This window comes from Cyanobium sp. BA5m-10, assembly GCF_024346255.1.
GTDB lineage: Bacteria > Cyanobacteriota > Cyanobacteriia > PCC-6307 > Cyanobiaceae > Cyanobium_A > Cyanobium_A usitatum.
This window is the reverse complement of sequence record NZ_JAGQCP010000024.1, coordinates 19,817-43,727: the sequence shown is the minus strand read 5'-3', so window position 1 is coordinate 43,727 and position 23,911 is coordinate 19,817. Positions and strand designations below refer to the sequence as shown.

General features: G+C 62.6%; 30 protein-coding genes. 18 read left to right on the top strand and 12 right to left on the bottom strand.

The features are described from left to right. On the top strand, window positions 1-434 hold a 434-nt coding region (locus tag KBY85_RS09795; RefSeq protein WP_254961322.1), incomplete at its 5' end, for a peroxiredoxin. A 43-nt stretch (window positions 435-477) separates the two neighbouring features. Here KBY85_RS09795 and csaB read toward each other — a convergent pair. Continuing rightward, complete coding sequence (gene csaB / locus KBY85_RS09790; RefSeq protein WP_254961321.1) at window positions 478-1,560, bottom strand: polysaccharide pyruvyl transferase CsaB; 1,083 nt, start codon at window positions 1,558-1,560, stop codon at window positions 478-480. 49 nt (window positions 1,561-1,609) lie between these two features. On the opposite strand from csaB, the gene KBY85_RS09785 reads away from it, so the two are divergent. From KBY85_RS09785 to psaK, 4 genes are read left to right on the top strand one after another with little or no spacing between them, the layout of a single operon-like run. Then, complete coding sequence (locus KBY85_RS09785; protein WP_254961320.1) at window positions 1,610-1,915, top strand: DUF2499 domain-containing protein; 306 nt, start codon at window positions 1,610-1,612, stop codon at window positions 1,913-1,915. After that, on the top strand, window positions 1,912-2,241 hold the full coding sequence (locus KBY85_RS09780) for a DUF3593 domain-containing protein (RefSeq protein WP_106501637.1): 330 nt from the start codon (window positions 1,912-1,914) through the stop codon (window positions 2,239-2,241). Before KBY85_RS09785 ends, KBY85_RS09780 begins: the two co-directional genes overlap by 4 nt. Beyond that, a complete protein-coding gene (locus tag KBY85_RS09775; RefSeq protein WP_254961319.1) occupies window positions 2,241-3,323 on the top strand; it encodes a transporter substrate-binding domain-containing protein in 1,083 nt (360 codons plus the stop codon). Before KBY85_RS09780 ends, KBY85_RS09775 begins: the two co-directional genes overlap by 1 nt. 55 nt (window positions 3,324-3,378) lie before the next feature. Continuing rightward, window positions 3,379-3,636, top strand: coding sequence for a photosystem I reaction center subunit PsaK (gene psaK, locus KBY85_RS09770; RefSeq protein ID WP_106501635.1), 258 nt, complete (start codon window positions 3,379-3,381; stop codon window positions 3,634-3,636). A gap of 24 nt (window positions 3,637-3,660) precedes the next feature. Here the strand turns inward: psaK and KBY85_RS09765 are convergent, their stop codons facing one another. Beyond that, the gene (locus KBY85_RS09765; RefSeq protein ID WP_315859978.1) at window positions 3,661-4,911 is read right to left on the bottom strand and encodes an NAD(P)/FAD-dependent oxidoreductase; all 1,251 of its coding nucleotides are present in this window, start codon (window positions 4,909-4,911) and stop codon (window positions 3,661-3,663) included. Further along, on the bottom strand, window positions 4,859-6,787 hold the full coding sequence (gene dxs / locus KBY85_RS09760; protein WP_254961315.1) for a 1-deoxy-D-xylulose-5-phosphate synthase: 1,929 nt from the start codon (window positions 6,785-6,787) through the stop codon (window positions 4,859-4,861). Before dxs ends, KBY85_RS09765 begins: the two co-directional genes overlap by 53 nt. A 73-nt stretch (window positions 6,788-6,860) precedes the next feature. On the opposite strand from dxs, the gene ilvA reads away from it, so the two are divergent. Genes ilvA through KBY85_RS09745 form a run of 3 tightly spaced genes read left to right on the top strand, consistent with a single transcriptional unit; the run spans window position 6,861 to window position 9,281 of the window. Continuing rightward, window positions 6,861-8,432 (top strand): threonine ammonia-lyase, biosynthetic, encoded by a 1,572-nt coding sequence (gene ilvA, locus KBY85_RS09755; RefSeq protein ID WP_254961308.1) that lies wholly within the window; start codon window positions 6,861-6,863, stop codon window positions 8,430-8,432. Window positions 8,433-8,460: 28 nt separating this feature from the next. Further along, the gene (scpB, locus tag KBY85_RS09750; protein ID WP_254961306.1) at window positions 8,461-8,970 is read left to right on the top strand and encodes an SMC-Scp complex subunit ScpB; all 510 of its coding nucleotides are present in this window, start codon (window positions 8,461-8,463) and stop codon (window positions 8,968-8,970) included. A 23-nt stretch (window positions 8,971-8,993) separates the two neighbouring features. Beyond that, window positions 8,994-9,281 carry a YggT family protein gene (locus KBY85_RS09745; protein WP_106501631.1) on the top strand — a complete coding sequence of 96 codons (288 nt, stop codon included), beginning with the start codon at window positions 8,994-8,996 and terminating at the stop codon, window positions 9,279-9,281. Here the strand turns inward: KBY85_RS09745 and KBY85_RS09740 are convergent. Both KBY85_RS09740 and KBY85_RS09735 read right to left on the bottom strand, forming a co-directional pair. Next, window positions 9,275-9,727 carry a hypothetical protein gene (locus KBY85_RS09740; protein WP_254961304.1) on the bottom strand — a complete coding sequence of 151 codons (453 nt, stop codon included), beginning with the start codon at window positions 9,725-9,727 and terminating at the stop codon, window positions 9,275-9,277. The two genes, KBY85_RS09745 and KBY85_RS09740, sit on opposite strands and share 7 nt — an antisense overlap. Window positions 9,728-9,783: 56 nt before the next feature. After that, complete coding sequence (locus tag KBY85_RS09735) at window positions 9,784-10,113, bottom strand: nucleoside triphosphate pyrophosphohydrolase family protein (RefSeq protein ID WP_254961303.1); 330 nt, start codon at window positions 10,111-10,113, stop codon at window positions 9,784-9,786. 56 nt (window positions 10,114-10,169) lie between these two features. Here KBY85_RS09735 and pyk point away from each other — a divergent pair, with 56 nt between their 5' ends. From pyk to ftsH, 4 genes are all read left to right on the top strand, one after another. Further along, window positions 10,170-11,954, top strand: coding sequence for a pyruvate kinase (gene pyk / locus KBY85_RS09730; RefSeq protein WP_254961302.1), 1,785 nt, complete (start codon window positions 10,170-10,172; stop codon window positions 11,952-11,954). Window positions 11,955-11,977: 23 nt separating this feature from the next. Beyond that, on the top strand, window positions 11,978-13,207 hold the full coding sequence (locus tag KBY85_RS09725; RefSeq protein ID WP_254961301.1) for an ABC transporter permease: 1,230 nt from the start codon (window positions 11,978-11,980) through the stop codon (window positions 13,205-13,207). A 130-nt stretch (window positions 13,208-13,337) separates the two neighbouring features. After that, a complete protein-coding gene (locus tag KBY85_RS09720; RefSeq protein WP_254961300.1) occupies window positions 13,338-13,616 on the top strand; it encodes a DUF1830 domain-containing protein in 279 nt (92 codons plus the stop codon). A gap of 58 nt (window positions 13,617-13,674) precedes the next feature. Then, entirely contained in the window at window positions 13,675-15,591 is a 1,917-nt protein-coding gene (gene ftsH / locus KBY85_RS09715) for an ATP-dependent zinc metalloprotease FtsH (RefSeq protein ID WP_254961299.1), read from the top strand. Here the strand turns inward: ftsH and KBY85_RS09710 are convergent, their stop codons facing one another. Continuing rightward, window positions 15,592-15,897, bottom strand: coding sequence for a hypothetical protein (locus tag KBY85_RS09710; RefSeq protein WP_254961298.1), 306 nt, complete (start codon window positions 15,895-15,897; stop codon window positions 15,592-15,594). A gap of 162 nt (window positions 15,898-16,059) precedes the next feature. Here KBY85_RS09710 and KBY85_RS09705 point away from each other — a divergent pair, with 162 nt between their 5' ends. Continuing rightward, window positions 16,060-17,139 (top strand): ecdysteroid 22-kinase family protein, encoded by a 1,080-nt coding sequence (locus tag KBY85_RS09705; protein ID WP_254961297.1) that lies wholly within the window; start codon window positions 16,060-16,062, stop codon window positions 17,137-17,139. Next, window positions 17,132-17,878, top strand: a complete 747-nt coding sequence (locus KBY85_RS09700; RefSeq protein ID WP_254961296.1) for an outer membrane protein — start codon at window positions 17,132-17,134, stop codon at window positions 17,876-17,878. The genes KBY85_RS09705 and KBY85_RS09700 overlap by 8 nt, the downstream gene beginning before the upstream one ends. A 45-nt stretch (window positions 17,879-17,923) precedes the next feature. Here KBY85_RS09700 and clpP read toward each other — a convergent pair whose 3' ends face one another. Beyond that, entirely contained in the window at window positions 17,924-18,514 is a 591-nt protein-coding gene (gene clpP, locus KBY85_RS09695; protein WP_254961295.1) for an ATP-dependent Clp endopeptidase proteolytic subunit ClpP, read from the bottom strand. Window positions 18,515-18,590: 76 nt separating this feature from the next. Here clpP and psb29 point away from each other — a divergent pair, with 76 nt between their 5' ends. Beyond that, window positions 18,591-19,307: a photosystem II biogenesis protein Psp29 gene (gene psb29, locus KBY85_RS09690; protein ID WP_254961294.1), complete on the top strand. Its 717-nt coding sequence runs from the start codon at window positions 18,591-18,593 to the stop codon at window positions 19,305-19,307. Here the strand turns inward: psb29 and KBY85_RS09685 are convergent. The 4 genes from KBY85_RS09685 to petN are packed head-to-tail and all read right to left on the bottom strand — an operon-like array spanning window position 19,267 to window position 22,137. Beyond that, a complete protein-coding gene (locus KBY85_RS09685) occupies window positions 19,267-20,562 on the bottom strand; it encodes a hypothetical protein (RefSeq protein ID WP_254961293.1) in 1,296 nt (431 codons plus the stop codon). The two genes, psb29 and KBY85_RS09685, sit on opposite strands and share 41 nt — an antisense overlap. Then, a complete protein-coding gene (locus KBY85_RS09680) occupies window positions 20,559-21,866 on the bottom strand; it encodes a CofH family radical SAM protein (protein ID WP_254961292.1) in 1,308 nt (435 codons plus the stop codon). Before KBY85_RS09680 ends, KBY85_RS09685 begins: the two co-directional genes overlap by 4 nt. After that, window positions 21,863-22,015 carry a hypothetical protein gene (locus KBY85_RS09675; RefSeq protein ID WP_254961291.1) on the bottom strand — a complete coding sequence of 51 codons (153 nt, stop codon included), beginning with the start codon at window positions 22,013-22,015 and terminating at the stop codon, window positions 21,863-21,865. Before KBY85_RS09675 ends, KBY85_RS09680 begins: the two co-directional genes overlap by 4 nt. Window positions 22,016-22,035: 20 nt before the next feature. Beyond that, the gene (gene petN / locus KBY85_RS09670; RefSeq protein ID WP_254961290.1) at window positions 22,036-22,137 is read right to left on the bottom strand and encodes a cytochrome b6-f complex subunit PetN; all 102 of its coding nucleotides are present in this window, start codon (window positions 22,135-22,137) and stop codon (window positions 22,036-22,038) included. Window positions 22,138-22,207: 70 nt separating this feature from the next. Here petN and clpS point away from each other — a divergent pair, with 70 nt between their 5' ends. After that, on the top strand, window positions 22,208-22,504 hold the full coding sequence (gene clpS / locus KBY85_RS09665) for an ATP-dependent Clp protease adapter ClpS (protein WP_396121843.1): 297 nt from the start codon (window positions 22,208-22,210) through the stop codon (window positions 22,502-22,504). After that, window positions 22,504-22,821 (top strand): DUF2103 domain-containing protein, encoded by a 318-nt coding sequence (locus KBY85_RS09660; protein WP_106501619.1) that lies wholly within the window; start codon window positions 22,504-22,506, stop codon window positions 22,819-22,821. Before clpS ends, KBY85_RS09660 begins: the two co-directional genes overlap by 1 nt. Here the strand turns inward: KBY85_RS09660 and KBY85_RS09655 are convergent. After that, the gene (locus tag KBY85_RS09655; protein ID WP_254961288.1) at window positions 22,776-23,174 is read right to left on the bottom strand and encodes a hypothetical protein; all 399 of its coding nucleotides are present in this window, start codon (window positions 23,172-23,174) and stop codon (window positions 22,776-22,778) included. The genes KBY85_RS09660 and KBY85_RS09655 overlap by 46 nt on opposite strands. Before the next feature lie 81 nt (window positions 23,175-23,255). Between KBY85_RS09655 and KBY85_RS09650 the strand changes: the two genes are divergently transcribed. Beyond that, entirely contained in the window at window positions 23,256-23,903 is a 648-nt protein-coding gene (locus KBY85_RS09650) for an NAD(P)H-dependent oxidoreductase (RefSeq protein ID WP_254961287.1), read from the top strand. Window positions 23,904-23,911 lie beyond the last annotated feature (8 nt).

Here is a 23,911-nt window from a genome sequence, read left to right as displayed (position 1 = left end):
TGGCTGGCATTGCTCCAGCTGCCGGTGGTGAGGCTGTAGCAACACGACTGAACCTTGCCGATTTCCAGGGCAAATGGTTGGTGCTCTACTTCTATCCCCGTGATTTCACCGGGGGCTGCACCATCGAAGCTCGTGGTTTTCAAAAAGACCTGGCCAGCTTCCGTGCCGCCAGTGCGGCCGTGGTTGGGGTGAGTGCCGACGATGCCGAATCCCACGCCGATTTCTGCAGCAGCGAGGGGCTGGCATTTCCCTTGCTGTCCGATCCAGCTGGCACGGTGAGCCGCGCCTATGGCAGCTGGATCGCTCCCTTCTCTCAGCGCCACACCTTCCTGATCGACCCCTCGGGCATATTGCGCTCCACCTGGGTGGCGGTGCGTCCCAGCGGCCACAGCGCCGAAGTGCTCACCAGCCTGCGGGAGCTTCAGGCCAGCTGATCAGGCGCTAACGCAGCCAATTGGTCATAAACCAGCCGATAGGTCATAAAACAGCCAGTGGCGCCAAACATGCAAATACTTGCTGGTGTACTTCGCTCTGCTGACGCAGCTCCAGCAGCCTTGAAGCGGGTGGCGGGATGTCGAGCGACCTATCCCAGCTGGCCAGCAGCCCAGGGCCGGGCGCAATATCCAGATTTTGACAGGGGCAGCCCAGGTTGGCGGCGGCGGCTGCCACCTTGGGGTCGTAGCTGAGGGCGGCGCAGGGCGCGCCGGAGAGGGCCGCCAGGATCAGGCCGTGCAGCCGCATCGCCACCACCAAGCCAGCGCCGCTGCATATGGCCATCGCCTCCTGGGGCCGCTCAGCCAGCACCTCCCGACTGCGGGCTGCCAGCCCTGGCGGCAGCAGCTGCTCGCGGCGCAGCTGCTCCAGCAGGCCCCGGTCCTGGTTGGCGTGGAAAGGCAGCCAGATCACCTCCCGCTCGTGGCTGGCGGCCAACTGATCCAGGGCTGCCAGATAGGGCCTCCAAGCTGAACCCTGCAACTGGCGGGTGGGGCGGAAGCAAAGCACCAAGGGGCCGCCCCTACCCCGCCATTGCTGGGGAGGTAGGCCCCAGACCGGATCGCTGCCCACGGGTCCATCACGCCCCAGGCTCCTGGCCAGGGCCGCCGACTCCGGGTCGCGCCAGCTCACAGCCGTTGCCAATCGCAGCAGGCGGCCCACCAGCAATCGGCTGCGCCTCCGCTGCAGGGGTCCCAGCCCCTGGCCCCAAAGCAGCACAGGCTTGGCCTGCAAGCGGGCGGCCCCAATCAGAGCTGCGTAATAGAGCAGGCTCTTGAAACTGGTGGAATCCTGCAACAGGCTGCCGCCGCCAAGCACCAAGGCATCACAGTGCCGCAGCGCCTTGAGCACCAGGGGCAAGCTGCGGCGCGCCACCGTATCAACCCCGAAGCGCTCCCGCACGAGGGCACCGTCGTGGGCCGTAACCGTGGCGATACAGCCAGCTGGCAACTGGGCCAGCAACACCTCCAGCAGGGCGTCGTCGCCCAAGTTGTGCTCGCCGTAATAGCCGCAAAGCAACAGCCGCTGCGCTGACTGATCCGTCTTGGCCGGCCTGATCACGCGCACCTAAACCAGGTATCAGACGCACAGCTTCTCACCCTGTCAAGATCAGTCAATGCATTCCCTCTCCCTACCCACCTGGTGGATTCACGTCACCTCGGTGCTCGAGTGGGTGGTAGCGATGGTGGCCGTGCAGCGCCTGGGTGTGGCGCGCCGGGAGGGCGGTTGGCGTTGGTTGAGCCTGGCAATGTTGCCGGCCTTGGTAAGCGCCATGGCTGCCTGCACCTGGCATCTATTTGACAACAGCCCAAACCTGCAGGGCCTGGTGGTGTTTCAGGCGGGCCTCACCACCATTGGCAACGCCGCCCTAGCCCTAGCAGCCTGGAACCTGCTGCGCCAGCAGCGGCAGACGACGCCATGAGCGGCCCCCTCGGCTGGCTTGCCGGCATCGACCCCACGCCTTTGTTCGTGTTGTCGCTACTCCCCTATCTGGCCTTCCTTTGGTGGGCAGGGCGGATTGAGGGGTTCCCAAAGCTGGCCCTGCGGGGCTTTCAATTCACCCTGGTGTTTGTGGCCGTCACGATTGCCGCCGCCATCGTGGCCCAACTGCGCTACGGCGAGCTGCTGGCCAATGTGGATTCCTTGCATGGGGGAGCTGAATCGCTGCTCACGATCTCCAACCTGCTGGTGGTGCTGGGCTTCAGCGGCATTGGCGCCGTAATCACGGCCCAACCGCCCCGATCCTGATGCTCTGGCTTCTGGCGATCGCCGTCAGCCTGGCCGCTGGGCCGAGCCAGGCTGCACCCGTATTGAGAGTCGGCGTAGCGGATGGCTCCCAGCCCTGCTCCTATCGCCAGCGGGGCAGCTGGAGTGGCATGGCCGTGGAACTGTGGCAACAGGTCGCCGACCAGGAGCAGATCCCCTATGTACTTGTGCCAGCAGACAACACAACCGAGCTCCTGGCGGCCACCAAGCGCAACGAAGTGGACGTTGCGATCGGCTGCATCACCATCTCACCAGAACGCATCCGTCAGAACCGCTTCAGCCTGCCCTTTCAGGAATCGGGCTTGGGGGTGATGGTCAAACGCAACCAGCTGGAGCTCGGCAGTTCCCTGCTGCGCAGCCTGCTGGCACCTGATCTGATCAGGCTGCTGGTGGCCTACGTGGTGCTGATAGGCCTGTTGAGCGTGGCTGTCTGGCAGGTGGAGCGCAACGGCAGCAAACCCAGCAGCTGGGAGATCGGGCCGCGACGCGCCTTCGCCCTGATCTTTCAGGTGCTAGCCACCGGCCCTGGCACAAACACCGTGGTTGTTAGTACACGGGGCCACACCTTTGTCTTTATGGCCTACTTGGTGCGGATCATCACGGCCTCGCTGCTGGTCAGCTACGTCACCTTGAACGTCGTGCGGGGCAACCAGGAATTGGCGAGCCACAACATCCGCAGCGTCAACGATCTCGCCGGCCAGCGGGTTGCCGTGCGGCGTGGCACCGTCAGCGACGACCTACTGCAAAGACTCAACGACTCCGGCCTGCAGCCACCGATTCAGCTGCGCGAGCTCGATCAGGTGATCCGTGCCGACAGCCTGCTGGCTGCTGATGCCGTGGATGCGGTGCTCGCCGACGACATCCAGCTCGACTTTTTGCTGCAGCAACTGCCCCACAAGCTCTACGGGTTGGCGCTGCGCAACCTCAACCCCCAATCCCAGGCATTCGCCCTCTCACCAGGCATCAGCGAAGACCTGGAAACCCGGATCAATGAAGCGCTTGGCAGGCTCAAGCGCGATGGCGTAGTCACCCGGCTGCGGCAGCAGGCAATGAACAAGTCTTAAGCCGGGTCATCCATAGGCGGTGCTGCCCGGAAGATGGGGCGTTGGCACCTGCTCCATGATCGCTCCCCTCCTGGCCCTTGCCCCCGCCACCATCACCTGGTCACCCAAGGTGGCGTTGGTGATGATTGTCTGCAACGTGATCGCCATCGCCATTGGCAAGGCCACGATCCAACATCAAAACGTTGGTCTGAAGCTGCCCAGCCCCGGCCTATTTGGCGGTTTCAGCCACGGCGCCATGCTCGGCACCTTGAGCCTCGGCCACATCCTCGGCATGGGCGCCATCCTTGGCATGGCCTCCCGCGGCGTGGTCTGAAAACCTGGGTTCCACCCTCAGGGCTCAGCGCCAACCCAGCAAGTAGGGCAGCGCTTTAAGCCCGTAGTGCTCAAAGCGGTAGTCAAACAACAGGGCGGAGAGATCCTCCGCCCGCCGGGTTTGCAAACCAGCCAGCAGGCGCTCCAGGCGCGCATCGGCCCTGGCATCAGCCAGTCCTAGCCAGGTGCGCCTAGCTAGGCGACCACTCAGGCTCCAGCGCCAGCCCAACTCCCGCCTTAGCAGGATCTGGTATTGGTCTAGGACGGCCAAGCCAGCTGGCTTGGCCAGGGCCTCCAGCAGCAGCGGTGCCAGCACCCTGGCACTGGCTAGGGCGTGGCGGATGCCCTCCCCACCCAGCAGGTTGGCCGTGCTCACCGCGTCACCTAGGCCGATCAACCTGCCCAGCCGGTGTGGTTCATGGCGGCGGACCGTGCTGCGAATGCGGCCCCCATGGCGATCGAGCACCTCGGTTTGGCCTAGGCCGCAGCGCTGCACCAGGGCGCCCAGCTCCAGAGCCAGCGCTGGCTGGGCACGGCTGGGATCGGCCAAGCGGCACACCCCCACCTTGAGCTGGCCAGGTGCCATCGGAAATACCCAGCCGTAACCCTGCCGCACCCAGTCGCTGCCAAGGAAAAAACTGAGCCGGTCTGCCCAGGACCGGTACTGCTCGGGATGCACCTGCAACAACCATTCCACCCCCAGGCCGGCCACCAGCGGATCGGCCAGCTTTGCCTGCTCGCCAATCAAGGCTCGGCCCTCGCCGCTGGCATCCACCAGCCAGCGGCTGCGCAGCAAGCGGCGACCAGCAGCGCCATCGCGCACCACGGTGCAAACGCCAGCGCCATCTTGATGCCAGCCAATAGCCGTAACGCCGAGCTGCAGGCGGGCGCCCCAGGCCTGGGCCTGGCCAGCTAGCCACTGGCGCAGGGCGCCAAAATCGAGCACGGCGCCGAGGGGTTGCTCTGCGCTCCACAGCCGCCGCTGCTCGCCTGGTCCCACCAGCTGCCAGCCACTCCAGCGCGCCGCCACAACGTGAGCGGGTATGCCAAAGCGATCGAGGGTCTCAAGCGGCAGGGCCGCACTACTAAAAGCCGCCTGCCCCAAATTCTTAAGCCGATCAACCAACAGCACATCAACCCCAGCCTGGGCAAGTAGGCGGGCTAGCTCAGCACCCGAAGGGCCAGCACCCACCACAAGCACCTCGCAGTCGTAGGGCTCCGGTTCAGACAGCAACGGGCGCAGCTGCAGCAGGGAGACTGCTTTGAAGGGGAGCACCAAAACGGCTGATGATCCGCTCCGCCATCTGGGGCGGGGTGAGACCGAGGCTCTGCTTGCTCTGCTCCGGGCTGGCGTGGTCCACGAGCACATCGGGGATGCCGATGCGCAACACGGGCACCAGCACGTCGTGGTCGCTGAGGGTTTCCACCACGGCGGCACCGAAGCCACCAGGGAGGGCGCCCTCCTCCATGGTCACCACCTTGCCGATGCGCTTGGCCATGGGAAGAATCAAGGCCTCATCTAGGGGCCGCAGGAAGCGGGCATTGATCACGGCCGCCCGCAGACCCTTTTCCTGCAGCAGTCCGGCCGTAGCCATCGCCGGAGCCACCATGGCGCCATAGGCCACGATCAGCAGGTCGTCGCCGTCGGTGAGCAGCTCGCCCCTGCCGATCTCTAAGGGTTCAAAACCCTCTTCTGCCAGAGGCACCCCCTCGCCTTCGCCGCGGGGAATGCGCAGGGCGCAGGGGCCGCTGTGGTGAATTGAGGTCACCAGCATGCGCTGTAGCTCAGCCTCATCCTTGGGGGCCATCACCGTGAAATTGGGGACAGCGCGGAAGTAGCTGATGTCGTATTGCCCCTGGTGGGTAGGGCCGTCGGCGCCAACGATGCCGGCCCGATCCAGCACAAAAGTGACCGGCAGGTTCTGGATGCCGACGTCGTGAATCAACTGGTCGTAGGCGCGCTGCAGGAAGGTGCTGTAAATCGCCAGCACTGGCTTGAGCCCTTCGCAGGCCATGCCAGCCGCCATGGTCACAGCGTGCTGCTCGGCGATGCCCACATCAAAATATTGATTGGGTAGGGCCTTCTCCAGCAGATCAAGGCCGGTGCCGGTGGCCATGGCAGCGGTAATACCCACCACGGTGGGGTCCTGTTCGCAGAGCTTCACCAGTGTCTGGCCAAACACCTTGCTGTAGCTGGGCGGCTTCGGCTTGCTGGAGGGATAGGCCTTGCCAGTGGCCAGATCAAAGGCGCTCTGGGCGTGATAGCCCACCTGATCGGCCTCGGCGTAGGCGTAGCCCTTGCCCTTGGTGGTGGCCACATGCACCAGCACAGGCCCCTCGGTGCGGTGGGCCTGTTCAAAGGTGCGCACCATGCCGGCGATGTCGTGGCCATCGATGGGGCCGATGTAGGTGAAGCCCAGCTCCTCAAACACCGCACCCACCTTGGGCACCGCCAAACGCTTCATGCTCTCTTTGAGCGTCTTGAGCTCGTTGGGCAGCTCACCGTGCAGGAAGGGCAGTTGCTTGATCGCCTCCTCGGCATTGCCCTGTAGAAATTGCAGGGGTGGGCTCAGCCGCATGCGGTTGAGGTAGGTGGAAAGGGCCCCCACCGGAGGGCTGATAGACATGTCGTTGTCGTTCAGCACTACCAGCAGCTTGGTTTTCGGCAGGTGGCCGGCGTGGTTAATCGCCTCTAGAGCCATGCCACCAGTGAGGGCGCCATCGCCGATCACCGCCACACATTTGAAGTCTTCCACGCGGCGATCGCGGGCCAAGGCCATGCCTAGGGCCGCCGAAATCGAGGTGCTGGCGTGTCCGGCACCGAAATGGTCAAAACGGCTCTCGCTGCGCTTGAGATAGCCGGCCACCCCGTTCTTCTGGCGCAGGCTGTCGAAATCCTTGTAACGGCCAGTTATCAACTTGTGGGGATATGCCTGGTGACCCACGTCCCACACCACTTTGTCGTGGTCGAGATCGAGGGTTTGATAGAGGGCGAGGGTCAGCTCCACCACTCCCAGCCCAGGGCCTAGGTGCCCGCCGCTGGTGCTCACCACCTCCAGATGGCGCTCACGAATCTGGCGGGCAATGGCTTCAAGCTCTGCCGTGCTCAGGCCGTGCAGCTGATTCGGGTGACTCAGCTCGCTGAGATGCATGCACAACCCTGGAGGTGGGGTGCAATCTAGGCCTTGGCTTCCGCCCAGGGGTGCGGATTGCGACACTGGTGGGATGAGCGAGGCCCCTGAGAGCTATCTGCAACGGATCCTGCGGGCGCGGGTCTACGACGTGGCCATTGAGTCGCCACTCGATCCTGCGCCAAATCTCTCGGCGCGCCTGCACAACCGGGTGCTGCTGAAGCGTGAGGATCTGCAGCCCGTGTTCAGCTTCAAGCTGCGCGGCGCCTACAACAAAATGGCCGGCCTCTCGCCTGCCGAGCTGGAGAGGGGCGTGATCGCCGCCAGCGCCGGCAACCATGCCCAGGGAGTGGCGCTAGCCGCCCAGAAGTTGGGCTGCAGGGCCGTGATTGTGATGCCTGTCACCACACCGGAGATGAAGGTGAAAGCGGTGGCGGCCCGGGGCGCCGAGGTGGTGCTGCATGGCGACAACTACGACGCCGCTTGCACGGAAGCCACGCGCCTGGGCCTTGAGCGGGGGCTCAGCTTCATCCATCCCTTTGACGATCCCGATGTGATCGCCGGTCAAGGCACGATCGGGTTGGAGATCCTGCGCCAGTGCTCCTCGCCGCCTGACGTTATTTATGTGGCCGTAGGCGGTGGCGGTTTAATCGCTGGCATTGGGGCCTACGTCAAAACCCTCTGGCCCCAAGTTCAGATCGTTGGCGTTGAGCCGGTGGACGCCGATGCCATGACCCGCTCCCTAGCCGCCGGGGAGCGGGTGCAGCTTGAGCAGGTGGGCCTTTTCGCCGATGGCGTGGCGGTGCGCCGCGTCGGTGAGCTCACTTTTGAATTGGCGAAGCAAACGGTGGATCGCATGGTGACAGTCGACACCGACGCCATCTGCGCGGCCATCAAGGACGTGTTCGAAGACACGAGATCGATCCTGGAGCCAGCCGGCGCCCTCGCCGTAGCAGGCATGAAGCGCGATGTGGTGCAACAGGGCTTGCACGGCCAAACCTTGGTGGCGGTTGCCTGCGGCGCCAACATGAACTTCGACCGGCTGCGCTTCGTGGCCGAGCGCACTGAGATCGGCGAAGACCGCGAAGCGATGCTGGCGGTGGAAATCCCCGAGCAGACCGGCAGCCTGCGGCGCTTCTGTGGCGTGCTGGGCCAGCGCAGCCTCAGCGAGTTCAGCTACCGGCTTGCCGATCCCAGGGTTGCTCACATTTTTGTAGGGGTGCAAACCAGTGGCACAGCCGACGAGCAGCAACTGATCAACGACGTGCAGAACGCCGGCTTCCCCTGCCTCGACCTCTCCAACAACGAGCTGGCCAAGCTGCACCTGCGTCACATGGTGGGCGGCCGCCTGCCCGCCAGCGCCGGCCCGGCTCTCGCTCATGGCGAAGAGCTGCTCTATCGCTTCGAGTTCCCCGAAAAACCAGGCGCCCTGATGGCGTTCGTAAACGCCTTACACGCAAACTGGAACATCAGCATCTTTCACTACCGCAACCACGGCGCCGACGTGGGGCGGATCGTGGTGGGGGTGCAGGTGCCTCGCGCTGACAGACCCGCCTGGCAGGAGTTCCTCGATGGCCTGGGCTATCAGCACTGGGACGAATCGGCCAACCCTGCCTACAAACTGTTTTTAGGCCCCAGCTCAGCGCCCCTGCCAGCCCTGGCATGAGCCAAAAAAGCTGCGGTAACCTGCGGCCATGCAAAGCACGGGGCTGATTCAGGGCCTATCCCTGCCCGCCCGGATGGAGGCGATCCTCTACTTGAAAGGCCGGCCCCTCAGCCTGGCAGAGCTGGCTGAGATCGCTGCGGTTAGCCGAGAGGAAGCGGAGCTTGGCTTGATCACCTTGATCACCGACTACGCCCACCGGGATACGGCCTTGGAAGTGCGCCAGGAGGGCAACCGCTACAGCCTGCAGCTGCGCGATGGGCTGGCCGACCTGGTTCAAAACCTCCTGCCCGTGGACCTATCCACGGCCGCCCTACGCACCCTGGCCACGATTGCCTTAAAAAAGCGGATCTTGCAATCGGATCTAGTCGAGTTGCGCGGCTCCGGCGCCTACGACCACGTCAAGGAGCTACTGGCCCAAAATTTCATCGAGCGCAAGCGCCAAAGCGAGGGCCGCTCCTACTGGCTCACCCTCAGCGAGAAGTTCCACCGCACCTTCGCCATCAAAGCTGAGGCTGACCTCTGGAAGCAAGCTGCCTAGAGTTGGCCCACTAACAAAATTCCATGGACGCCCTGAGTTTCCTGCTGCAGGTTCTGGCCCAGACCCTCAGCATCTACACCCTGGTGTTGCTAGTGCGGGTGTTGCTGAGCTGGTTTCCCAATCTCGACTGGAGCAACCCCGTGCTTTCGACGGTGAGCTCGATCACCGATCCCTACCTGAATGCCTTCCGCGGCCTGATTCCGCCCCTAGGCGGCCTGGACCTTTCGGCGATCGTGGCCTTCATTGCCCTGCAACTGGTGCAGAGCCTGCTCGAAGGCGCCAGCGTTTCGGTGCTCGGAGCTGGTTACTGATCAGCTAATGCCTGTTCAAGGGGCAGCAGCTCGTCATCCACACCAGCACGGCTGCGCACAGGAGCGCTGAAACCCCTTGCCTTGACATTGCGGAAGCTGAGTGGTCCAGGGGTGCCAGCCGGCACCGATAGGCGCAGGGCAAAGGCAGAGGTGCCAGGTGGCACATCACCGATCGAACCCACCCGGGTGCGGTTTTGCAGCACCGGCTCGCCACTTGAATCAACGATCAGGGCAAATACGTCGGTGTCAACAACGGGCTTGCGGGTGGGATTCACCACGCTGCCGCGCAGGGCGTAGCAGCTGGCACCAGCCGGGCGCCGCAATTCTGGCTGGGCACCGATGTCCTCGGCGGGGCAGGGTTCGATGCTCAGCTCAGATACCTGGAGATCTGCTGCCCAGGCAGGAGCTGGCAGCACCAGCGCACCAATGACTAGGAGAGCGAGCAACCGCGCCAGCCACTTTGCGAGCTCATGCCGTGGCCCAAGCTCAAAACCTTGCTTACTCAACGCCTGTCACCACTGCCTCCAATCACGTTACGGGCGGCGCGGCTGGCCAGTTTGTCGAGGTTGGCCTGGGCAATTTGCTCTAGCTCCAGGCCAAGTTCTGTAGCGAGCTGGGCCACGTACCAGAGCACATCACCAAGCTCGAGCTGCAGGTCTGCAATCACCTCAGGCGAAAAATTGCCCTGACGGTCGCGCAGCACTTTTTTGACCTTGTCGGCCACCTCGCCAGCCTCACCGCACAGCCCCAGGGTGGGATAGATGGGGTTGGCGCCGGCATCTGGGTAGCGGGCCGTGGCGCGGCAACCCTCTTGGTAATGCTGAAAATCCACTAACGACAGCCCATTGCAGGCCTGGATGGTAGTTTCCAGTCGTCTGTTGGCGTTTCATGCCCCAGCCCGATCTCATGCGTCGCACCAAGATCGTGGCCACGATCGGGCCTGCCACGGAATCCGCCGAACGTCTGCGCGAGTTGGTTGCCGCCGGCGCCACTACTTTCCGACTCAATTTTTCTCACGGCGACCACAGCGAGCATGCGGCTCGCATCGCCACGATTCGCCAGGTGTCAAAGGAGCTGGGCATTGAGCTCGGCATCCTTCAAGACCTACAGGGTCCCAAAATTCGTTTGGGCCGCTTTGCCGATGGGCCGATCACCCTGGCCAAGGGCGATCACTTCACCCTCACATCCAGGAATGTGGCCTGCAATCAGAAGATTGCCACCGTCACCTACGCATCTCTGGCAGATGAGGTGGTGCCAGGCAGTCGCATCCTGCTGGATGACGGTCGGGTGGAGATGGTGGTCGACAGCGTCGACAAGCCCGAGCAGACCCTGTTCTGCAGCGTCACCGTTGGTGGAGTGCTCTCAAACAACAAGGGGGTGAATTTTCCCGATGTGCAGCTCTCTATCCGTGCCCTCACCGAGAAAGACCGCATTGATCTGGCCTTTGGGCTGAAGCAGGGGGTTGATTGGGTGGCCCTCAGCTTTGTGCGCAACCCCTCAGACATGCGCGAGATCCGCGAACTGATCCGCAGCCATGGCCACGAAACCCCCGTGGTGGCCAAGATCGAAAAGTTCGAGGCCATCGATCAGATCGACGACATCCTGCCCCTCTGCGACGGGGTGATGGTGGCTCGGGGCGACCTTGGCGTTGAGATGCCCGCCGAAGAAGTTCCCCTGTTGCAGAAGGAGCTGATTCGCAAGGCCAACAGTCTCGGCATCCCGGTGATCACTGCCACCCAGATGCTCGATTCAATGGTGAGCTGCCCCAGGCCAACCCGGGCCGAGGTGAGCGACGTAGCCAACGCCATCCTTGATGGCACCGATGCCGTGATGCTCTCCAATGAGAGCGCTGTGGGCGATTTCCCCGTGGAAGCGGTGGCCACCATGGCCATAATCGCCCGGCGCATCGAGCGGGATTACCCCCGCCGGGTGCTCGATAGCCACATGGCAACCACCATCCCCAATGCCATCTGCCAGGCGGTGAGCAGCATTGCTCGCCAGCTGAATGCGGCCGCAATTTTGCCGCTCACCAAGGGGGGCTCTACGGCTCGCAATGTCAGCAAGTTCCGCCCCAGTACCCCAATTTTGGCGATCACCAGCGAGGTGAATGTGGCCCGGCAGCTGCAGCTTTGCTGGGGCGTCAACCCCTTGGTAGTGGAGGAGCAGAGCTCCTCCACCAGCACCTTCAGCCTGGCCATGGGCATGGCACGCGAGCTGGGCTTTCTTCGCGATGGTGACCTAGTCGTTCAAACAGCCGGCACCCTCTCGGGAATCAGCGGCTCCACCGACTTCATCAAGGTGGGCATCGTCTCCGCAGTGCTCTCTAAGGGAACCGGCGTCGGCACTGGATCCGTGAGCGGTCGAGTTCGCCTGGTTGATAGTCCAGAGGCAGCGGCGGCAATCCAATCTGGCGAAATACTGGTGGTGCATGAAACCTGCGCCGATTACGTCGAGGCGATTCGCAAAGCCAAAGGGGTAGTTACGGAAGCCGGTGGCCTCGAGAGCCATGCCGCCTTGATCGCCGAGCGCACTGGCGTACCAACGATTGTGGGTGTCTGTAACGCGATCGCAAACCTGCGTCAGGGGGAAATTGTGACCCTGGATCTGCAGCGCGGCGAGGTGCATCGGGGCGCCCGCAGCCACGACGCTGACGACAGACCAGCCATCGTTTAAGGCCAGCCGCCCCCACCGCAGCCATGCCAACCAAGCTCCCCATGCGGGAAACCGTCGGCATGGCCCTGAGCACCCTGCGCTCCAATCGGCTGCGCAGTTTGCTGACCATGCTCGGCATCGTCATCGGCAATGCCTCCGTGATCACCTTGGTGGGGGTGGGGCGAGGCGCCCAGAACCTGGCCGAAGGGCAGCTAAGCAATCTCGGCGCCAACGTGCTGTTTGTAGTGCCTGGCAGCAACGACACCCGGCGCCAGGGCATCGACTTCCCTAAAAACCTCGTGCTTGAAGACGCAGTCGCTATCGGCGAGCAGGTACCAAGCGTCAAGCGAATAGCCCCCCAGATCACCTTGAGCGGGGTGGTTCAGGCGGGGGGCCTGAGCAGCAGCACGTCAATTTTCGGTGTTACACCGGAGTTTCTGCCGGTTCGTCAATTTGAGATTGCCCAGGGGCGCTTCTTCACCGCCAGCGATCTCAACGGCGCTCGCAATGTCACCGTGGTGGGGCCCGACTTGGGCACAAAGATGTTTCCAGGCAAGGCGCCAGTGGGGCGCCAGCTGCGTATTCGCAACCAGCTGTTCGAAGTGATAGGCGTTCTTGAACCCAAGGGCGCCGTATTTGGTCAAAACCAAGACGAGAACGCCTATGTGCCACTCAGCACCATGGTGAGCAAGCTTTCAGGACGCGACCCCACCTACGGGGTCAGTCTTAATTTCATCAGCGTCGAAGCCCGCGACGAGCAGAGCACGGGGGCCGCGAGCTTTCAGATAACCAACCTGCTGCGCCAGCGGCACCGGATCCTGCGGGAAGACGATTTTGCCGTGCGCTCCCAGAAAGATGCCCTCACGATTGTGAGCACGATCACTGGTGGCCTCACCTTGATGCTGGCTGCCATCGGCGCCGTGTCGCTGCTGGTTGGCGGCATCGGCATCATGAACATCATGTTGGTGTCGGTAAGTGAGCGCACCGAGGAGATCGGCCTGCGCAAAGCCCTCGGCGCCCGCAGCGGCGATGTGCTGCTGCAGTTTCTGGTGGAGTCGCTGGTGCTGGCCAGCCTGGGGGGCGTGATCGGCAGCGCCGTGGGCATTGGCACGGTGGCTGTGGTCGGCGTTCTGACACCCCTACCGGCATCGATTGGGGCGGCCACGGTGCTGGTCACGGTGGGGCTATCCGGTTCGATTGGCCTTTTCTTCGGCGTAGTGCCCGCCCGCCGGGCTGCGCGCCTCGACCCAATCGTTGCCTTGCGCAGCCTTTGAACCGGTCTGGTGAGCCGGCAGCGACAGGACGAAACCAGGAAAAACCATTAAAAACCGAAAACAGTGGCGTCCGTCACTAAACCCGCACTCAAGCCAGTGGCTTTATGGGTGGAGAAATCGGGATTCAGTCGTGGCCCAATTGGCATGCAGTTACCGCAATACCAGCGATCGGATGGTGATCCTGCGCTGCATCGGTCCCGAGCAGTTCTTCCTCGAACGAGTGGTGTTTCCCTTCGAGCTGCTCAGCTTCCAGTGCCCACCAAGCAGCGTGGTGAAGATCTGGACCCACGGCCGCGGTGGGCCCGAATTGGTGGAGACCGTTAACTCCGGCGATCTGATCAACGATCCACCGTCCCTACCAGCTCAAGCGGCCCAATTCGAAGTGCTGCCCTGGGCAACGGCTAGCTGAAGCTCGGCTCGGGGAGGGGGCCTGGCGCCGTTACACTTGTCAACAAAGTGTCTCAGCTATGAACCAGCGCTGGCGTCTGATTGCCCTCTGGCTGCTGCCCCTTGCAGTGGTCGCATTCCTCGGCTGGCAGCTGCTTGGTAACGGCGGCACGGCCCGTTTCAAACCCGAAGGCGCCACGGTTGCTCCCCGCAATGCGGCCGTAGCCCGCATGAGCTACGGCCGCTTCCTCGATTACGTCGACGCGGGCCGGGTAACGGCGGTCGATATCTTCGACGGCGGTCGCAGTGCAGTTATCGAGGCTGTGGATCCTGACCTCGACAATCGGGTGCAGCGTCTGCGCGTAGACCTGCCCGGTGTTGCTCCAGAGCTGGTCAACAAGCTCAAAGAGCAGGGCATCAGCTTCGATATCCATCCACCCAAAACCGCTCCACCAGCTCTTGGATTGCTCGGCAATCTGCTCTTCCCATTGCTGCTGATCGGTTCGCTGATCTTCCTTTCACGCCGCGGCAATGGCATGCCCGGGGGCCCCGGTCAGGCGATGCAATTCGGCAAAACCAAAGCCCGTTTCGCAATGGAAGCTGAAACAGGCGTCAAATTTGACGACGTGGCTGGTGTTGAAGAGGCCAAGCAGGACCTCCAAGAGGTTGTCACCTTCCTAAAAACCCCCGAGCGCTTCACTTCAGTTGGCGCCAAGATTCCCAAAGGTGTGCTGCTGGTAGGACCTCCCGGTACCGGCAAAACCCTGCTTGCTAAGGCAATTGCTGGTGAAGCAGGAGTTCCCTTCTTCTCGCTTTCAGGATCTGAATTCGTTGAAATGTTTGTTGGCGTGGGCGCCAGCCGGGTTCGCGACCTGTTCAAGCGGGCTAAGGAAAACAGCCCTTGTTTGATCTTCATCGACGAAATCGATGCGGTGGGACGCCAGCGTGGTGCTGGTGTCGGCGGCGGTAACGACGAGAGGGAGCAAACCCTCAACCAGCTGCTCACCGAGATGGACGGCTTTGAAGGCAATAGCGGCATCATCATCATTGCCGCAACAAACCGAGCCGATGTGCTCGATTCAGCCCTGCTGCGCCCAGGTCGTTTCGATCGCCAGGTTCAAGTTGATGTGCCAGACATCAAAGGGAGGCTGTCTGTGCTCAAGGTGCACAGCCGCGATAAAAAGCTGGCCGATGATGTGAGCCTGGAAATGATTGCTCGCCGTACCCCAGGATTCTCCGGCGCCGATCTCGCCAATCTGCTCAATGAAGCGGCAATCCTCACGGCCCGGCGCCGCAAGGAGGCAACTTCACTTGCCGAAATTGATGATGCCGTCGATCGGATCATTGCCGGCATGGAGGGCAAGCCGCTCACCGATGGGCGCAGCAAGCGCCTGATCGCATATCACGAGGTTGGCCATGCCCTTGTGGGCACACTGGTCCAGGCCCATGACCCCGTTCAGAAGGTCACCCTGATCCCACGGGGGCAGGCCCAAGGACTTACCTGGTTCTCCCCCGACGAGGAGCAGATGTTGGTGAGCCGGGCCCAGCTCCGAGCTCGCATCATGGGTGCCCTCGGCGGGCGGGCTGCCGAGGATGTGGTCTTCGGCCACGCAGAGGTCACAACTGGTGCAGGTGGTGACATCCAGCAGGTCGCCTCGATTGCCCGCCAAATGGTCACCCGGTTTGGCATGAGCGATCTAGGCCAGGTCTCCTTTGAAGCAGGCAACCAGGAGGTTTTCCTGGGCCGCGACCTGATGACCCGCAGCGATGGCTCCGATCGCCTTGCCAGCAAGATCGATGATGCCGTGCGCCAGATGGTGCACAGCTGCTATGCAGACACGGTCAAGTTGGTGGCAGAGCACCGCGCCTGCATGGATCGGGTAGTGGAGCTACTGATCGAGAAAGAGAGCCTCGATGGCGAAGAATTCCGCGCCATCGTGGCCGAATTCACGGCAATTCCAGAGAAGGAGCGCTTCTCGCCCCTGCTGGCCGGCTGATCAAGCAGTAGCACTAGCCATCACAGGACCGGCATCTACGCGACTCGCCGTGGGTGCACTTTGTGGGTGCTCCGCTAGCCAGCGAGCCACCCAGCCCGCCGCCACGCGATTCGACTCCTCAGCTGCCTCACTGCTCTCAAACACGCTGAGGGAGATCATCCGGTCACCGGCCTCACCCACGTCCACGAAGTAGTAAGCAATAAAACCTGGCAGTGCTCGCATTTCAGCTAGCAGCCCATCAAGCAAGGGCTGGGTGGCCTGAGCTGGATCCTTAATTCCCTCGTATTCGCGCAGGGTGGCGTACATACGGCAGTTCTGAAGTGCGCCCCAACTTGGCCGCGCTTGTCCGATCCGTCAACCAACCCGTGTTCGAAGCTGCCTGCTCCTCTGCTGCCTGGCCGGCACTTAAGGAAAACGGCGCCAACCCAACTAAAGTTCAAAACCACGCACTCAATTGGACTTCTTGGTATGGCAGCCATCGATCCCCCTGAAATGCTGGTAAAGCAGCCCGAACCGCAGTGGATCGGCGAAGCTCTCGGCACCAATGTCAAAAGCCTGGAAGCGAAGCTGCTGGGGGAGGGCAGGGGGTTTCAATCGACCACTTGGCGCCTGGAGCTGAGCTGTGATCCACCTGAAGAAGGGCCAGCAAGCGTAATTCTCAAAAGTGAAACCTCCAATAAGGACTTCAATGAGTTCAGCCGACTGAATAATGCCTTTGGTCGTGAGGTGGGTGTTTACACTCACTGCACGCCAAGATTAGAAAATCACAAACCCTCAGTCTTTGCAAGCAATTCCTCTGAGCCATATTGGTTGCTGATCGAAGATCTAACCCACCTACGTTCAGGTGATCAAGTCATCGGCCTCAGCTACCAGGAAACTTTGGCCACGATTCAACGCATGGCAGCTATCCACGCTGAATTCTGGCTTGATCCTTCCTTGAACCAACACAGCTGGTTACCAAACCATGGCTTCTGGTTTGCAGACCCCAAAGCCGAAATCGTTGATGATTTCTTTGCCACCTACGGCGTACGCTTCGGCACGGATGTTTGCCGGTTATATCGCGCGGTACTGGAGCAAAGCTCTGACATTGACAAGGCTCTCAATGACAGACCTTGGACCCTCGTCCATGGTGATCTGCGCGCCGACAATTTGCTATTCGGCAATACTGTAGAAGATCCAGAGTCAGTGATAATTGATTGGTCCTGGGCGAGCCGTAGTTTAGCCGCTATTGATATCGCCTTTTTGATTGGCGGCAGCACGCCCCAGGCTCAGCGGCTTGGACGTCATGAAGACCTGCTGCTTGCTTGGCACCAAGAACTACTCAAGATTGGAGTTTGCGATTACTCGCTTGAAGAGGCCAGGTACGACCTGCAATTGGCAGCTCTACGGACCATCACTGCCGGCATAGCCATGCATTCATTCACGGGCCCAGACATTCCGATCCGGGCAGCCTTGTTCATGGATGACGCGATCCAGCGTCATGCGGCCTACGCCTTGGAAATTGACGCCTGGCAAGCTCTGCCCGATTCGAGTGACTGGAATGCCTGATATTGATGTAAATCTCGCCAACCCACCGCTGGCTTCCGGCCCCTATGTGCGCCTGGGGGCAGGCAGCGATTGGCCAAAGGCAAACGGTTTCAGTGACGACAACTGTTCCAGCCAGCAGCCACCTGCCCTGTTTGGGTGCGGCACTGGCAATAACGGGCAAGCCCTTGGAGCTTCAGGCAGCTTCGAGCCAGCAGCAGTGATCGATGCAGCGGCGGGATATCGCTTCAACAGCTGGTTGCGGGCCGAAGCCCTGCTCAGCTGGCGGCCAGAGCTTGAGTTCAGCGGCCAAAGCAACTTCTTGGGCCGTGCTGGGGCCAACCAGCCGGTGACTGGCTCAGCCTCCTCAGTGGCCGGTTTTGGGGTTGCCTATGTGGATCTACCCAAAGTGGGCCGGGTTCGCCCTTTCCTTGGCGCCGGCCTGGGTGTCGCCCGCAACAGACTTAGCTCCGTTAGCTATAGCTTCCCTGGCATCGCTGCCAATGCTGCAACGGTCACACCCGATGGCAGCTCCAGCGATCTGGCCTACCTACTCACCGCCGGCATCAGCATTCCCCTTAATACTCGGCTAGATCTCGACTTGGCCTATCGCTTTAGCGACCTTGGGGATGTGCGCACCAGCAGTGGTCAGGCTGGCTTGTCGCGACCGACTCTGCCAGCAGGCACCACGATCCCTATCGGAGGAACCCAGGCGGCCTTGCAAGCCCATGGGGTGCAGCTGAGTTTGCGCTACTCGTTTTAATAAAACCTATTAATCAGATATAGCCCAGGAACGCCAGCCAGTCCCTCAAACGGGACGCACTGGTCGCTTTTCAATGACCTTGTCAATTAAGCCGTACTCAACAGCCTCCGCGGGTGACATGAAAAAGTCGCGGTCGGTGTCTTCCTCGATGCGGGGCAGGGCTTGGCCCGTGCGATCGCTGAGCTCCTGGTTGAGCTTCTGCTTCAAGTAGAGGATTTCGTTTGCCTGAATGCGGATGTCGCTGGCCTGGCCGCGGGCGCCGCCCAAGGGCTGGTGGATCATGATCCGCGAGTGGGTGAGGCTGCTGCGCTTGCCCTTGGTGCCAGCGCAAAGCAGGAAGGCACCCATCGAAGCGGCCAGACCCACGCAGACGGTTTGCACATCTGGCTTGATGTGCTGCATGGTGTCAAATATTCCCAGACCGTCGTATACCGATCCGCCCGGAGAATTGATGTACATGAAAACATCCTTCTCGGGATCTTCTGCCTCTAGGAAAAGCAACTGGGCCACAACCCGGTTGGCCGACTCAGCAGTGACCGGTTCACCCAAGAAGATGATGCGCTCCCGCAGTAGCCGGGAATAGATGTCAAATGCGCGCTCACCCCGGCCCGACTCTTCAATCACGATCGGGATCATGGAGCTGCATTCGCAAGTGGTCCCGATCCTACTGAGCCTGGGCGGCTAAGGTCGACCAACCTTGGCCTAATCCAGCGTGAGTGCAGCCCTCACCGTTGCCGACAGCAAGCGGGAGTTTCATCGCGCCTTCCCCTACGTGATCGCGCCCCTCTATCGCCGCATGGTGGATGAGCTGCTTGTGGAGCTGCACCTGCTCAGCCGTCAAACCGGCTTTCGCAGTGATGCCCTGTTTGCCTGCGGCCTGATCCAGGTGTTCGACAGTTTTGCCCGGGGCTATCGCCCTGACGCCCAGCGTCTCCCCCTGCTCCAGGCCCTTTGTTCCGCTTCCGGCTTCGATGCCGACCAGTTGCGCCAGCAGCGTGACAGCGCCATGGCAGCCATGGGCAGCCACAGCGTCGAGCAGGTGAAGCAGTGGATCGAACAGGAGGGTTCGGGCGCACCCGAACCCCTTGCGGCAGCTCTTGCTGGCATCCGCCGCCCCGATTTCCACTATTCACGGTTGATGGCCGTAGGCCTGCTGAGCTTGTTGGAGCAGGCGCAGGGCGCAGACGCCTTGGATGCCTCCGTCATGCGCAGCTATGCCCACGATCTGGGCGGCGCCATGGGCTTGCTGCGCGAGCGACTCGACAAGGACCTAAGTCTCTATGCCACCAACCTCGAGAAAATGGCCCAGGCCGTTGAGCTAATGGCGGAAACCGTTGCTGCTGAACGCCGTAAACGGGAACGGCAGCAACAGGAAGCCACCGAGGCACCTACCGAGATTGCAGCTGAAGCCGCCCAGTCAGCTGGCTGAGGGCTGAGCCATGAGCAGCTGGCACTGCCGTCAGGCTGAGCTGGCTTGCTAGTTGGACGGGCTTGGGCAATTCGGGCGGCAGCAAGCCACGCTCTGCAAGCGCTGCAGGCCGCAGCCGCAACTGCATCGAAGCGCCGAGGCCGGGCTGGCTCAGCACAGGCGTGGCTGCTGCAGGAGATCCGGCAGGTGGTTCGGGGCCAAGGAACAGCAGCAGCTGGGGGCTGCCTGAACCAGCCAGCACCCAGCGCCAACCTCCCACGACTCGCCCATCCTGCTGGCGCCAAAGCGTCGCGGCTAAGGCCTTGGAGCCAGATTGAGTCGCCTCGAGTCCCTGGGTCTCCAGCGGTTCAACCAGCCCGGCAAGCATCTGGTTCCAGGGACGCCGATCCCCTGAGACCGCCAACTGCAGCTCCAGACCTGTCTGGAAGGGCCCCTGGGCCAGCGGGCGCAGTCGCAAGACAAAGGGCACACGACGCAGCATGGTTATTTGGGCATCACCGATGCCGTAGCGAGCCGACAGCGGTTCCCGGATCAGCTGGCGGCTCAACAGCCCCTGCAATAAGCCCTCAAGGCCAGGACCGCGCCACTCCAGCAGCAACTCTGAAGGCAGGGGGGGAGGGACAACAGCTCGCGCCGCACGACCTGGGGCGGCCAGCAGGCCGCTGGCGGCAGCTGCTTCTCCAGCGAGCCCCAGGTTGGCCCCCTCGAGCTCGAGACTCAAACATCCCTCCTGGAAGCGTTGCAGCAAAGGGGCTGCAGGGCCCGCCATCACGCCGAGGCCAAGGGGGGCCCAGAAAACCGCTTGCTCCTGCTGCAACCGCTGCAGACAGCGCTGCTCCAGACCGCGGCGCTGACGTTGGGCCAACTTGAGCTGGTCTTGCAGTAGCCGCTTGGCAAGGGGATCGGCTGCCACGACCACGAGGTCATCAACCCGAATTCCATGGGGAGGCAGGGGGCTTCCTGCTTGAAACTGATAGGCCAAAAAGGCGCCACCATCGCCATCGCGCCCCCAGAACTGCCACCAGAAGCGGCGCTGCTGACGCCAAATCTGACGCGCCTGAGCAGCGCCGAGGCGCTGGCTCCACAGGGCTGGCACCGGTCGCTCCGGGGCGGCGGGAAAGCTCTGCAGCAGGGCAGCCTGGCCAATCAACCGCTCCAGGCCCTCGGCCCGGGGCCGGGGGGATCGCAGCAGCAAGCCAGCGGGAAGCAGCAGCAGCAGAACAGTCAGGGTGAGGGTCCAGCGCAAGCGGGTCACGCCACAGCTCCGTAGAGGGTGGTGCGGCGCCGCACCGGACGGCCAAGCCGCTGGGCAGCCGCCTCAAGCGCCTGGGGGGACTGGCGGGTGCCGCCGCTGGCACCCGCCATCGTGGTGATGTGTTCCTCCATCAAGGTGCCGCCCAGGTCATTGCATCCCCAGCGCAGGGCCTCGGTGGCTCCAGGGAGGGTGAGCTTCACCCAGCTGGGCTGGTGGAAGCGAAACCAGGGCCCCAGTAACAGCCGGGCCTGGGCCGTGAGCCGCAACATCGCTGCAGGGTCGGGCTGGTCCCGTTGCACCCGGGAGCGCAGGGCAGCTGGCGCCGAGGCGCCCACAAAAGGCAGCAGCACAAACTCAGTGAAACCCTGGCGCTGATGCTGCAAGGCGTAGCGCTGCACCGCCACCAGGGTGAGCAGGTGAGCCACCAGGTCTGCCGGGGACTCGATGTGGCCTGCCATAAGGGTGCTGGTGGCAGGCAAGCCGTGCTGGTGCACCTGAAGCATCACCGCCACCCACTCCCTGGCCGTGAGTTTCTCCGGACAGAGCACCTGCCGCACCTGCTCACTAAGCACCTCGGCCGCCGTACCCGGCACCGATCCCAGACCAGCCGCTTGCAGCCGCGCCAGCACCTGATCGAGGGGCAGCCTGTCGTGCTGGGCGAAATAAAGCAGCTCCTGGGGCGAAAAGGCATGAAGGTGCAACCCCGGTGCTGCCTGCTGCAACAGGCCAAGCAACCGTTCGGCATAGGCCAGCTGACTGCCTGCCACCGTGGCGGCTGGGTTGAGTCCACCCTGGATGCAGAGCTCTGTGGCTCCAGCCTCAAGCGCCTCGGCGGCTTTTTGCTGCAGGTCGGCTTCGCTAAGCCAGTAGGCGCCGGGGTCGCCAGCATCGCGGCGGAAGGCGCAGAAGCTGCAGTGCTTGACGCAGTGGTTTGAAACGTTGAGGTTGCGGTTCACCACGTAGGTGACGATGTTGCCCGCTAGTTGTTGGCGCAGGCCGTCTGCAGCGCGGCGCAGCAATTCATCCTGCTCGGCATCAGCGGTGCGGCTGAGCAGGGTCAGACCGAGGGAGGCAAGCAAAGCCGGATCCCAGCTGCCCGGTTCGTGCTTATCGCTATCACCACTGAGCGGCAGCTTCGGCTGGGCCGAGTCAATGGCCTCAACAAGTACCTCTAGGTCGGGGGCTGCCGAAGGGCTAGAGGGTCCAGCTGGGGGTGGCACCAGCAGCTCTGCGGCGCTCTGCCAGGCCCAATCCGCTAACCCAGAGGGAGTGGGGGATGGTGGCGAAGAGCCGGCTTGGCTCACTTGCGACGCTTGGTTTGAAGGGCGTTGCGACGGCGACGATCGCTCCACTCGATGATGGAGAGATAGATCACGCCTCCGCTGACAAACATCAGAAGCAACACCGCGATTGCGGAAAGCACCTGGGAGGCGGAGAGGTTCAGCTCAGGCACAGAGGATCGTCAAAGCCAGGTCAGAACTTGATGCTGTTGTCGCCGTGACGACCCCAAATCACCATGGCGATGGAAAAGCTGAAAAGAGCAGCCAATGAGGCCCAACCCGCAGAGATCAACATGGTGCAGCTTGCAGTCGTTGAAGGCACTTTACCTAGGCTGGAGCCCTAAAGGTGTTCGTCGTTGCAGTCCGTGGTTGTGGTCCTTTCCTCCGCCAGCCCCGTTCAGGAGCGACTGCGCCTGCGCCAGCCATACCCCGATTTCAAGGTGGTGGTGCTTGACGACGACTTCAACACCTTTCAGCACGTGGTGGAATCACTGATGCGCATCATCCCGGGCATGCTCGCTGATAAGGCCTGGGAGCTGGCCCACCGCATAGACGGGGAGGGTTCGGCGGTGGTGTGGTGCGGCCCCCAGGAGCAGGCTGAGCTCTACCACCAGCAGCTGGGAGCAGCCGGCCTGACCATGGCTCCTTTGGAGCGGGCCTGATGGGCCGGGTGGTCATCACCCACAGCACCTACGTGGAGGGGCTGATTCCGCTGCTCAAGCAACTTGCGCTCTGCCCTGGCATCGACACCGTCACCCCGGCGGTTATCAGCCGCGTGCGTGGCCGCAGCAGTCAGATGCGGCTGCGGGTTTCAGCGCCCATCACCGGGGGCCACAAGCTGGTCGCCCGCCGCGGCAGCAGCGTGCAGGAGGTGTTTGTAGTCACCGGCTGGAGCCGCGAGCAACTGCAGCAGTGCCTAGATCGCTTGCTGGGTCAGACACCACCCAACAGCAACTCACCGGAAGGGGAACGCTCGTAGGACGCCGTTGCCTGAAACAGGGCAAAGGCGCCTCCCTCCCGAAACCAGGGCTCAAGCTCAAGGCTGAGCCCTTCGGGCTGCAGCTGCCAGCGCTGCTGAAGGTAGGCGGCATATTCCTGAGGGGTGCTCTGGGCTGCCTGCCAATGCACCACCGCGAAGCTCAGGGCGCTTACCCGCACGGTGCCCCCTTCTGATTCCTGAATCTCCTCTTCAAACAGGAAGGTGCGGAAGCGATCCTGGGCGTCGCGTCCCTCGAGGCAGTATTTGCGCAAGTAGAGCTCCCGAGCGCGAGGAAAAACCGGGCCAGGGGCGAGGGCCAGAAGGGCTTCAAAGGCCTGCTGAAAGGACTCCATCGAGGCTGGCGGCCGAACCCGACCACGGCAGTAACAAGGTCCAGAATGGCCCCTGATCTCCACCGTTGTCGCCACCCCACCATGCCGATCTCCCCCCAGCAGCTCAATGGGGCCATGGCCTGGCGCTACGCCACCAAGGTGTTTGACCCCAGTCGCCGCATTGACGACACCACCTGGGCCGCCCTGGAGGACGCCCTCGTGCAGAGCCCATCGAGCTATGGCCTGCAGCCCTGGAAATTTCTGGAGATAAACGACCCCGCCCTGCGCGAGCAGCTGCGCCCCGAGTCGTGGAACCAGAGCCAGATCACCGACTGCTCTCACCTGGTGGTGTTCCTGGTGCAACGCCAGATCGGCGCCGCCGAAGCCGATCGCCTAATCGAAACGATGGCAGCCGTTCGCGGCCTCGATTCAGCCGCCCTGGCCACCTACCGCCAGATGATCGATGTCGACCTGATCAATGGGCCTCGCAGCCAGCAGATCGACCGCTGGGCCAGCAACCAGGTGTACATCGCCCTGGGCACCTTCATGACAGCTGCAGCCCTGCTCGAAGTGGACACCTGTGCCATCGAAGGCTTCGATCCCCTTGCTTACGACCGCATTCTCAACTTGGCGGACTCGCCCTACCGCAGCTGTGTGGTGTGTGCGGCTGGCTATCGCGACAGCAGCGATAAGTACGCCTCACTGGCGAAGGTTCGCTACGCCCCCGCCGAACTCATCGAGAGGCGTTGATTTGAAAG

Excerpts from the sequence above, each read along its gene's own strand:
- KBY85_RS09660 (WP_106501619.1), top strand. The coding sequence starts at position 22,504 with ATGGGCCGGGTGGTCATCACCCACAGCACCTACGTGGAGGGGCTGATT.
- scpB (WP_254961306.1), top strand. The coding sequence starts at position 8,461 with ATGCAAAGCACGGGGCTGATTCAGGGCCTATCCCTGCCCGCCCGGATG.
- KBY85_RS09650 (WP_254961287.1), top strand. The coding sequence starts at position 23,256 with ATGCCGATCTCCCCCCAGCAGCTCAATGGGGCCATGGCCTGGCGCTAC.
- KBY85_RS09785 (WP_254961320.1), top strand. The coding sequence starts at position 1,610 with ATGCATTCCCTCTCCCTACCCACCTGGTGGATTCACGTCACCTCGGTG.
- KBY85_RS09775 (WP_254961319.1), top strand. The coding sequence starts at position 2,241 with ATGCTCTGGCTTCTGGCGATCGCCGTCAGCCTGGCCGCTGGGCCGAGC.
- KBY85_RS09725 (WP_254961301.1), top strand. The coding sequence starts at position 11,978 with ATGCCAACCAAGCTCCCCATGCGGGAAACCGTCGGCATGGCCCTGAGC.
- dxs (WP_254961315.1), bottom strand. The coding sequence starts at position 6,787 with ATGCATCTCAGCGAGCTGAGTCACCCGAATCAGCTGCACGGCCTGAGC.
- pyk (WP_254961302.1), top strand. The coding sequence starts at position 10,170 with ATGCCCCAGCCCGATCTCATGCGTCGCACCAAGATCGTGGCCACGATC.
- psaK (WP_106501635.1), top strand. The coding sequence starts at position 3,379 with ATGATCGCTCCCCTCCTGGCCCTTGCCCCCGCCACCATCACCTGGTCA.
- KBY85_RS09710 (WP_254961298.1), bottom strand. The coding sequence starts at position 15,897 with ATGTACGCCACCCTGCGCGAATACGAGGGAATTAAGGATCCAGCTCAG.
- clpP (WP_254961295.1), bottom strand. The coding sequence starts at position 18,514 with ATGATCCCGATCGTGATTGAAGAGTCGGGCCGGGGTGAGCGCGCATTT.
- petN (WP_254961290.1), bottom strand. The coding sequence starts at position 22,137 with ATGTTGATCTCTGCGGGTTGGGCCTCATTGGCTGCTCTTTTCAGCTTT.
- KBY85_RS09745 (WP_106501631.1), top strand. The coding sequence starts at position 8,994 with ATGGACGCCCTGAGTTTCCTGCTGCAGGTTCTGGCCCAGACCCTCAGC.
- KBY85_RS09700 (WP_254961296.1), top strand. The coding sequence starts at position 17,132 with ATGCCTGATATTGATGTAAATCTCGCCAACCCACCGCTGGCTTCCGGC.
- ftsH (WP_254961299.1), top strand. The coding sequence starts at position 13,675 with ATGAACCAGCGCTGGCGTCTGATTGCCCTCTGGCTGCTGCCCCTTGCA.
- KBY85_RS09655 (WP_254961288.1), bottom strand. The coding sequence starts at position 23,174 with ATGGAGTCCTTTCAGCAGGCCTTTGAAGCCCTTCTGGCCCTCGCCCCT.
- ilvA (WP_254961308.1), top strand. The coding sequence starts at position 6,861 with ATGAGCGAGGCCCCTGAGAGCTATCTGCAACGGATCCTGCGGGCGCGG.
- KBY85_RS09705 (WP_254961297.1), top strand. The coding sequence starts at position 16,060 with ATGGCAGCCATCGATCCCCCTGAAATGCTGGTAAAGCAGCCCGAACCG.
- KBY85_RS09780 (WP_106501637.1), top strand. The coding sequence starts at position 1,912 with ATGAGCGGCCCCCTCGGCTGGCTTGCCGGCATCGACCCCACGCCTTTG.